Source organism: Streptomyces adelaidensis, assembly GCF_016598475.1.
Classification (GTDB): Bacteria; Actinomycetota; Actinomycetes; order Streptomycetales; family Streptomycetaceae; genus Streptomyces; species Streptomyces adelaidensis.
Map to the genome: position 1 here is coordinate 1 of NZ_JAEMUX010000251.1, position 1027 is coordinate 1027.

2 protein-coding genes and 1 pseudogene are annotated in these 1027 nt (G+C 61.0%); 2 read left to right on the forward strand and 1 reads right to left on the reverse strand.

The features are described 5' to 3' along the window. Positions 1-249, forward strand: a pseudogene (locus tag I8N67_RS43660) (hypothetical protein); the annotation flags it as partial. 244 nt (positions 250-493) lie between these two features. Next, positions 494-808 carry an HNH endonuclease gene (locus tag I8N67_RS44860; RefSeq protein ID WP_372443925.1) on the forward strand — a complete coding sequence of 105 codons (315 nt, stop codon included), beginning with the start codon at positions 494-496 and terminating at the stop codon, positions 806-808. Positions 809-842: 34 nt separating this feature from the next. On the opposite strand, the gene I8N67_RS43665 is transcribed toward I8N67_RS44860, so the two are convergent. Next, on the reverse strand, positions 843-1027 hold a 185-nt coding region (locus tag I8N67_RS43665; RefSeq protein ID WP_234047128.1), incomplete at its 5' end, for a hypothetical protein.

The window sequence follows — 1027 nt, forward strand, 5'->3', positions numbered from 1 at the left end:
GCGAAAGCACGCAACCCCCTAATCAAGCCGCTGGCGCTCCGGGTGTACTTCGCGGCCCTCGGCTGGGGAAACCAGGTCGGACACGCCGAGTTCGCGGAGGGTGCCCTAGCTTCCATCCTGGCCGGGGAGAACGGCCAGGCGCTCACCAGACAGGCTGTACAGAAGGGCATGGCTGCCGCTAAGGCCATGGCCTTGATCGCCCCTGAGTCGGGCGCACGGTGCCTCGTACTGCCTGGGCACCACTTCTAGAAGAACGGTCTCGGGTCGGCATCCTGCCGCGTGCACTCCCTTCGGACTGCCGCGTAACCCTGTCTCGGTTACCCCGTAACCCTCGGAGGGTTACGCGTTCTCCTCTGACCAGCGGAAACCTTCGCTCCCTCTCTATCTCTTTAAGTCATCCCCTGGCCGAGGAATGGAGGCCAGGCAGAGAGCACCACTAACGGCACCCCTCGAAGGGTGCCGCTTCTGTTTGGAGTAGCTATTGCCTTACATGATGTGCAGCCGCTGTAAGCGGCTCTATCCTCTCGGCTCACGCTGTGAGCCCTGCACCTCGGCCGGAGCGAAGCGACGGGAGCAGAAGAGAAAGCACACGCGCCCCTCCCCGTGGGCGCGTGGATATAACACTCAATATCTCAAATCCAGGGCCGCGATCCTCGCGGCTAACCCTGTCTGCTCTATCTGCTATTCCCGGCCAGCTACGACGGCCGACCACATTGTTCCGCTCAGCCGAGGCGGAACGAATGAAATAGAGAACCTTCGCCCGGCCTGCGGGCCGTGCAACTTCAGCCGAGGCAATAGAACGCCCTAGGGCAAACCTGTCGGCTTTCCTAGGCCAGGGAAGATTACTCAGTCTCAGCGGTGCCCACGGACTCATCTTCTGCATCGAGTAGCCCACCGAAGTGACCGAAGACCCAATCATCAACCATCACCGGATAGGCGTCTATCAGCAGCCTCGGAAGGCAATCGTTCGGCTCATCGATGTGAAAGCACCATTGCGATACGACGTTGTCACCCGAGGCTAGATCTG